2 protein-coding genes are annotated in these 6,692 nt (G+C 64.2%); both read right to left on the bottom strand.

Annotated features, from left to right (window positions below; translation table 11 throughout):
• Window positions 1-149: 149 nt before the first annotated feature.
• Window positions 150-5,852 (bottom strand): toxin TcdB middle/N-terminal domain-containing protein, encoded by a 5,703-nt coding sequence (locus tag QZY03_RS30545; protein WP_295587932.1) that lies wholly within the window; start codon window positions 5,850-5,852, stop codon window positions 150-152.
• Window positions 5,853-5,882: 30 nt separating this feature from the next.
• Complete coding sequence (locus QZY03_RS30540) at window positions 5,883-6,569, bottom strand: hypothetical protein (RefSeq protein ID WP_295587930.1); 687 nt, start codon at window positions 6,567-6,569, stop codon at window positions 5,883-5,885.
• Between the last annotated feature and the right edge of the window lie 123 nt (window positions 6,570-6,692).

The following is a 6,692-nucleotide window of genomic DNA, read 5'->3' as shown; positions in this document are numbered from 1 at the left end:
GTGAGGAACGAACCCCAACATCCCCGGCCACCAATCGTTGGGGTTCCTTCGTCACCCCAACCTACGGACCTGTGGAGCCCGGCCGGTGTAGGTTGGGGTGAGGAACGAACCCCAACATCCCCGGCCACCAATCGTTGGGGTTCGCAAGCTCACCCCAACCTACGGTCCTTTCCGCCGAGAGTTTGAGGTGGCATTCCCTTCTTTACATTATTCAGATCCTTCAGAACTGGCTTGAGATCTACGGCAGTGTCAGCGATAGCGTTTGCCATATCACCGACCCCCTTCGCTGTAAACAGAATGGTTGCAACAATCGGATCAAAAATGGCAACAACAATATGGGCTCCTGTTTCAATTAGTTTGTCTCTTGCTGCGTGATCTTCCTGCGCCGCCTCGGAAGATAAGCCCGTGCGGTCTATGTTTACGACTGGATTGCAAGAGGAATAGGCGTACGAATAAAGGAGTCGCGGATCATAACTTGCGTAATCCCCTGGCCCGAGGAATCTCGGGCCCAGCGCAACCCTATTTCCAGCGACGCTTAACGTTGGTATCAGACTGTTCGCCTTGCCCTGTGCTAAGTGAGGCGGAGCGCTATTGATTGGATAATCCTCTCTGGAATGCTCTGCAATGTCTTTGCCGTTAGATCCTTCAGCATTAGATGCGTCCTCTTTTCGCAGCCCAGCATAAAGCGGGTCAACGCTGACAAACCGCCCGGTTAAAGCGTCAAGATACCTCGCCCCAAAATAATGCAGCCCAGTCTCCCCATCCAACTCCTTCCCAGTAAACCGATACTCGCTCTCATACTCTCCGGTCCGCACCCGATCCTTCCCATAGGGATAAAACACCGACTCCTCCAACACGCCCCCAGCGGTATCCGCCACCACGCTGGCGCTCCCCAAATGATCAGGGACATAGAAGACGGTCTCTTGAGTCGCAGGCCGCGGCAACTGGCCAACCGCGTGCACCGCCTGGGCCATGGTGGCGAAGGGCAGCCGGTTCGGGTTGGTCTCCCGCCCCTGGGCATAGACGCGCAGGGCCGCCGCCGCATCCGCGGGCTCGACGACGCCGGGGTCGGACCCTAGGCCGCGGATCTCCGCCAGGCTGATGACGCCGTCCCGCGGGTTGACATCCAGGTCGTCCAGGTCCGGCGGGGGCGCCCAGCCGGCCAACATGGCGGGGTCGAAGGGGGCCGTCGTCACTCGCGCCACCAGCCGGTCCCCGGCGAAGACCTGCTTGATGAGCCGGTCGCCGCGCAGTTCGGTGTAGCGGTCCACATAGAGGGTGGTCTGGGACTCACCGCCCAGGGTAACGGTCTTGCGCTTGCGGTCGAAGCCGGAGTCGTAGGCGTAGTCGATGACGGCGCCGTCGCCCACGCCGTTCCCGGCGCGGTCCACCCGGGCCAGCCGGTCGCGGTAGTCGAAACGATAGCCGAACCCCTGTTTGGCGGCGAGGTTGCCGTTGGCGTCGTAGCCGTAGTCGATGCCGGCGGCGCGGGTCAGGGCGTGGGGCCCGGCGCTGCCGGCACCGTAGGTCATGACCCCCAGGTCGGACTTGAAAGTCATGTTGCCGATGCTGTCGTAGGCGTAGGTCTCGGTCCAGGCGGGGGCGGTGGCGCTGGTGAGGCGGTAGAGGTCGTCGTAGCCGTAGTCGCCGGTACGGTCCTCCGGGGTCTTGACCGGGCGCTGATCCGCAATACGGACGATGTTGCTGGCCCCGTCGTAGCTGTAGCGCAGGTCCTGCAAGAACTGGCTGCCGGGGCCTTCGGTGCGCAGCCGGTCGAGGCGCTGGCGGCCATCGTAGTCGTAGCGGCTCGCCAGTGCGTTGGCGTAGCGCAAGGTCGACTTCTGGCCGGTGGGGGCATAGTCGATGGCTTCCACATAGCCCGGCACGGACTCCAACTGACCCATGGCGTTGTACTGGTAACTGATCTGGCTGCCGTCCGGGTAGGTGAGCCGGGTCAGGCGGTCCATGGCGTCCCAGTCCGTGCCGGTGATGAAGTCCAGCCCGTCGAGACGGCGGACTTGGCGGGCGACCTTGCCGCGGGTGTCGTAGGAGTAGCTCTGCCGGCCGGCCTGGTCCTCCACCCAGGCAAGGCGCCCCAGGGTGTTCTCCAGGGCCGGGCCGCCCGGCGGCAAGTCGGCATCGTAGTGGTAGCGGACCTTGACGCCATCGCCCGCCACCGCCTCCGTCAGGGTCCGATTGGCCGGCTCGTAGGTATAGATGACGGTCTGGCCCTTGGCATCGGTGGCTTGCAGCAGGTTGCCGGCGTCGTCGTAGCCGTAGGTCATGAGGCCCTTGTCCGGGTCCTCCATGCGGGTCTTGCGGCCCAGGCCGTCGAACCGCAGGGTCTTGAGATTGCCCTGATGGTCCAGAATGCGGGTGAGGTTATCCAGGCCGTCGTAGCCATACCGGGTGACATAGGTCTCCACGCCGTTGCGCTCGCGGACCTCGACCAGGCGCTTGCGCCCGTCACTGATGGAGGTGTGGGGGGTATCGGCATGGGGGCCGCCAGGGAGGTTGTCCTCCTCGTCGGACTTGATCTCGGTCAGGGGCAGGTACCGGGTCGTGCGGAAGGTCGCGTCCGGGTTGGTCTCGCGGATGGAGCGCCCGCGGGCGTCGTACTGGATGTCGGTATGGGCCAGGGCCGGGTCGGGATCGGCGTAATCCGAAGAGGGGGCGAAGTGGGGCAGCCACTGGCGGGCCAGGCCGCGGCGCTGGTTGAAGACCGCAGCGTCCTTCACCACCCAGTCGCCGTTCTCCCCCTCGGAGCGGGTCTGGAGCTTGCGGCCCAGGCCGTCGAACCAGGTGAGGCTGTCGTAGGTGCCGGGCTGGCCTGAGACCTCGCGGCTCTTGGTGGCGATGGCGCTCACCGGGTCGCCGAGACGGTACTCGAAGGTCTGGGTGGGCAGGGCAGCGGTGTCGCCGGGTTTGATGATGCGGGTCAGGCGCCCGAAGGTGTCGTAGCCGAAGCCGGTGGTGTGGCCGTTGGGGTCGGTGAAGGCGGTCATGAGCCCCAGGCCCAGGTCGTAGGTCGCCGTCATGCTCAGCCCCAGGTCCCCGATGGTCTCCGTGATCGGGAAGGCATGAAAGGTCGGATCGTAGTCCAGGCGGCGCCAGTGGCCGTTGGCGTCGGTGACCTTGACGATGTTGCCGTAGCCGTCGTAGTCGTTGCGGGTCACCGCGATGAAGCGGGTCCCGTCCGGCGAGCGCTCGTCGACCTTGAGGTTCCCGTTGGTGTCGTAGGTCAGGCGTTGCAGACTGACGAAGCCGCCGATTCGATCGGTCTTGCTCACCCGGCTCGGGAGGTTGACGATCCAGCGCGCCGTGTCGATGCGGTAGTCGGTGCGGGTCAGCACCTCATCCTGCCCGGCACCGAGGTCGGTCCCTACGACGATGCCGTAGTCGAGGTCCGCGATGACGTTGCCATAGCCGTCCTGGTCCCAGGCGCGACGCAGCGCCACCGGCTGGGCGGTGCCCTCGTAGATTCGGGTATCGGTCTGATGGGTGAAGGAATAGGTGACCGGGACCCCGTTGGTACCGGTGGCCAGGGTCCGCGTGGTCAGGCGGTGGTCGGCCGCCTCGAAGAGCCCGACAGGCGGGGTTTGGGTCCCGCCCTCCACCATGACCGCCTGGGCGAGCGGCATCCCCTTGCGGCTCTCCTGGGTATCGCCCACGTCGAAGCTATGGCGGGTGAGCAGGCTGGGGGCGCCGGGGCCGCCGTGCTCCAGTTTTTCCACCTGGGCGAAGCCGCGGAACTCCTTCTCGGCGCCGTCGTAATAGCCGTCCCGATACCGGTAATCGGTCACGTACTCCTGACCGCTGTTGTTGTCCCGCACCGTCACCCGGCTGACCACATGGACCGGGAAGGGCAGCTTGCGCGTCCAGGGGTTACCCGCGTCGCGGTCGCGCAGGTAGTCCTCGATGGAGGAGCGGTACTCGATGCGGGTCTCTTGGCCCAGGCCGTTGCGGATGCGGGTCAGAAGGTTGGGGTGGACGCCGGCGTTGAAAGAGACGGTTTGGTAGGGATCGCGGGCATCCTGATTGGTGATCAGCAGGTCGCGGAAGCCGTCGCCGTCCAGGTCGGCGAAGCGGAAGGCGCTGTTGCCCGCCGTGCTGGGGGTGTCTTCCAGCAGGTTCTCGGGCTTGTAGGCCCCGTTAGCCCCGTTGAGCCATACCCGGACATGCTCGTTGCCCACCACCACCAGATCGACGAGGCCGTCGTTGTTGATGTCGGTGAGGGTTGCGTCGGCGGGCAGGAGGCCGGTGGGCGGGTTGCCCATCTCCACCTCGCCGTCGAACTCGCCGTTGCCCTTGCTGGGGAAGTAGGACACGCCGTCGGTCCGAACAAAGACCAGATCCTCCATGCGGTCGCCGTTCATGTCGCCCAACTTGGTAGTGGGACTGGTAAAGCCGAGGTGCGCCCCAAGGGGCAGTGTCGTCTCGGCGTCGAACTCAGGGTTCCAGGGCCCTTCGCCGGGATTGAGCCAGACCTGATAGGCAGAGCCATTGTCGCGTAGCACGTCGATGAGTTTGTCGTTGTTGACATCGACCAGCCGGACATTGGCATCCTGGAAGGTAAAGCCAGGCATGGGCGAATAGTCCTTCCAGTCCGTCTCCTCCCAGGCCAGCCGCCCGCGGTTTCGGAAGTAGCCAAAGTCGGAGACGCCGCGGATGAACAGGTCCGCCAGCCCGTCCCCGTCCATGTCCGACATCATCACGCCCTTGGTGTCCAGGTAATACTGGGGTGATCCGGCGGGCGATACCGGGTCGGCCCCCAGGGCGCCCCTACCCCGGTTGAGATAGAAACGGTGGCTGCCGGAGAGACGGTCCGTGTGAACGAGGTCAGGCAGACCGTCGCCATCGATGTCGATGAGATCGACGTTCGGATTGGTGAGCGACACGCCATACGGCGGTGGATTGGTCAGGGTACCGACGATGAAGCTGGTCGGGTCGAAACCGCTGTAACCGAACGCCATCGCCGGCAGGCTGCTAAGGCCGTCGGCGCCGAGTTGCACCACGCTGGCCAACAGGGAGAAGGGGGCACCCGCCTGGTAGTCCAGCCGATACTTGCGAACCAGGACCCCCTGGGAGCGCATCTCCACGGCCGCAAGGCGCCGAGCGGTCAGCACCCGGGAGCGGCTGTGGCAGTCGGTGAAGGCGTCCGGACGATCCTCATATCGAAAATGCACGGACTTGTAGAGGGTCGCCGCCGCCAGGCTATAGCGGATCTCGGAAAGATAGGGCTGGCCACCGTGGGTCTCGTACAGGTACCGGATCTCGTTGCCGTTGGTATCGGTCGATCGCTCCAGGCGCCACTCGAAGCTACCCAGCGGTGTGTCCATCCGGGCGGCGGCGCTGGTGCCGAAGTCCAGGCGGGTGCCGTCCCGCTCCCAGACCTGCCACCCGTCGCCCACCCGCTGAAGGCGGTGGAACGAACCTTCAATCTTGGGCCGAAACAAGCCGGCCCCCAGGGGCACCAGTTCCCCGCCGTCGGAGTGGATGAAGGTGTCCGCATCGGTGTAGGTCGGCAAGCCTTTGTCTGTCTGACGCTGAATCGAGGGCACATTCAGCCGCCAGCCGATTCCCAGGGCGGAGTTACCGTAGCCGCTGTTGTAGAGCAGCGCCAACGCCGGTTGGTGCTTGTTCACACCAGGCGGGACCGCTAACTTCACCTGATACGCGGCGGTGCCGGTATTGAGTTGGGGCTCGAAAGATTCGCCGAGCCCTTCGATAGAACCTGGGCCCTTGGGTAGAGACAGCACCTGGGGCTCGACACCGGACTTGTCCTCGCACCAAAGCACGCCCGGCAAGAGCAGGCTTGCCAGGGCGAGGCACAGTGTAATGGCGCGGTTCATGATCCCGTTCGGCTCCGTGGGGCCCGTTGGCTAGTACTCGGCGATGGTGTCCATGTGAATCGCTATATCCGTAAGCTTGCTGAGATCCGGCGGGACCAAACCCGAGCCGATCTTCCAGCCAGTCAGTTCAAGCTCCCAGTTTGCAGAGGTGATGCTCAGCCCCTTGAACCCCCCGGTCCAGGTGCCTGTTACCTGGGTCCTCGGGTCGGTCGCATTCACAAAACCGGTCACCAATGCCTGTTTGAATGGACTGAAGTCAAGCGCAGGGTCAGATCGAAATTGAAAGTCCCGGATCGGGATAAAGGTCACCAGATCCCCCGCCCAGTCGCGTAGGGACGAGTGCCCACTCTGACGCAGGCGCATGTAGGGGACAAACTTGCTGCTCTGGGAAGTGATCAGATTGACTGTGGTCCCTTGGACCGGGGTCACGAGAGCGGTACAGTCCGCTGGCGCGGGGCCATTCCACAGCTTCATGTTGTACCAATGCTGGTCTGAGAGGAAGGAAGCATTATCCGCAAGCGCAAAAGAGAATTTGAACTTCCCCGGCCCATCCACATGCCCGTTGATGAATGCCTGGACGGCCTCCTTGCGCGCCTGCATAATCGTCTTGCCCTCCGATGCAAAGCCATCCCCGTCCGGGTCGAGGTAACCGTCAGTCAGCCCCAAGATGTGATAGGCGAGGGAAATTACATGGTATTGGGGCTCGACTTTGGCCATTTTTGCCTGAGGCCGGGCGCTGTGCACGGGTGGGCTGGACCAGGGCCGGCGGCTCCTGCGGAGGTGGCGGCAGCGGGAGACCGGCGGTATCGTCTGAAGTCGACCAAAACACCAGCCGTCACC

Origin of the sequence: uncultured Lamprocystis sp. (assembly GCF_903933125.1) — a bacterium.
GTDB lineage: Bacteria > Pseudomonadota > Gammaproteobacteria > Chromatiales > Chromatiaceae > Thiodictyon.
This window is presented reverse-complemented; position numbering and strand designations above follow the sequence as displayed.

Bases quoted from the DNA above. Each gene is read 5' to 3' on its own strand.
- QZY03_RS30540 (WP_295587930.1), bottom strand. From the start codon at position 6,569: ATGGCCAAAGTCGAGCCCCAATACCATGTAATTTCCCTCGCCTATCAC.
- QZY03_RS30545 (WP_295587932.1), bottom strand. From the start codon at position 5,852: ATGAACCGCGCCATTACACTGTGCCTCGCCCTGGCAAGCCTGCTCTTG.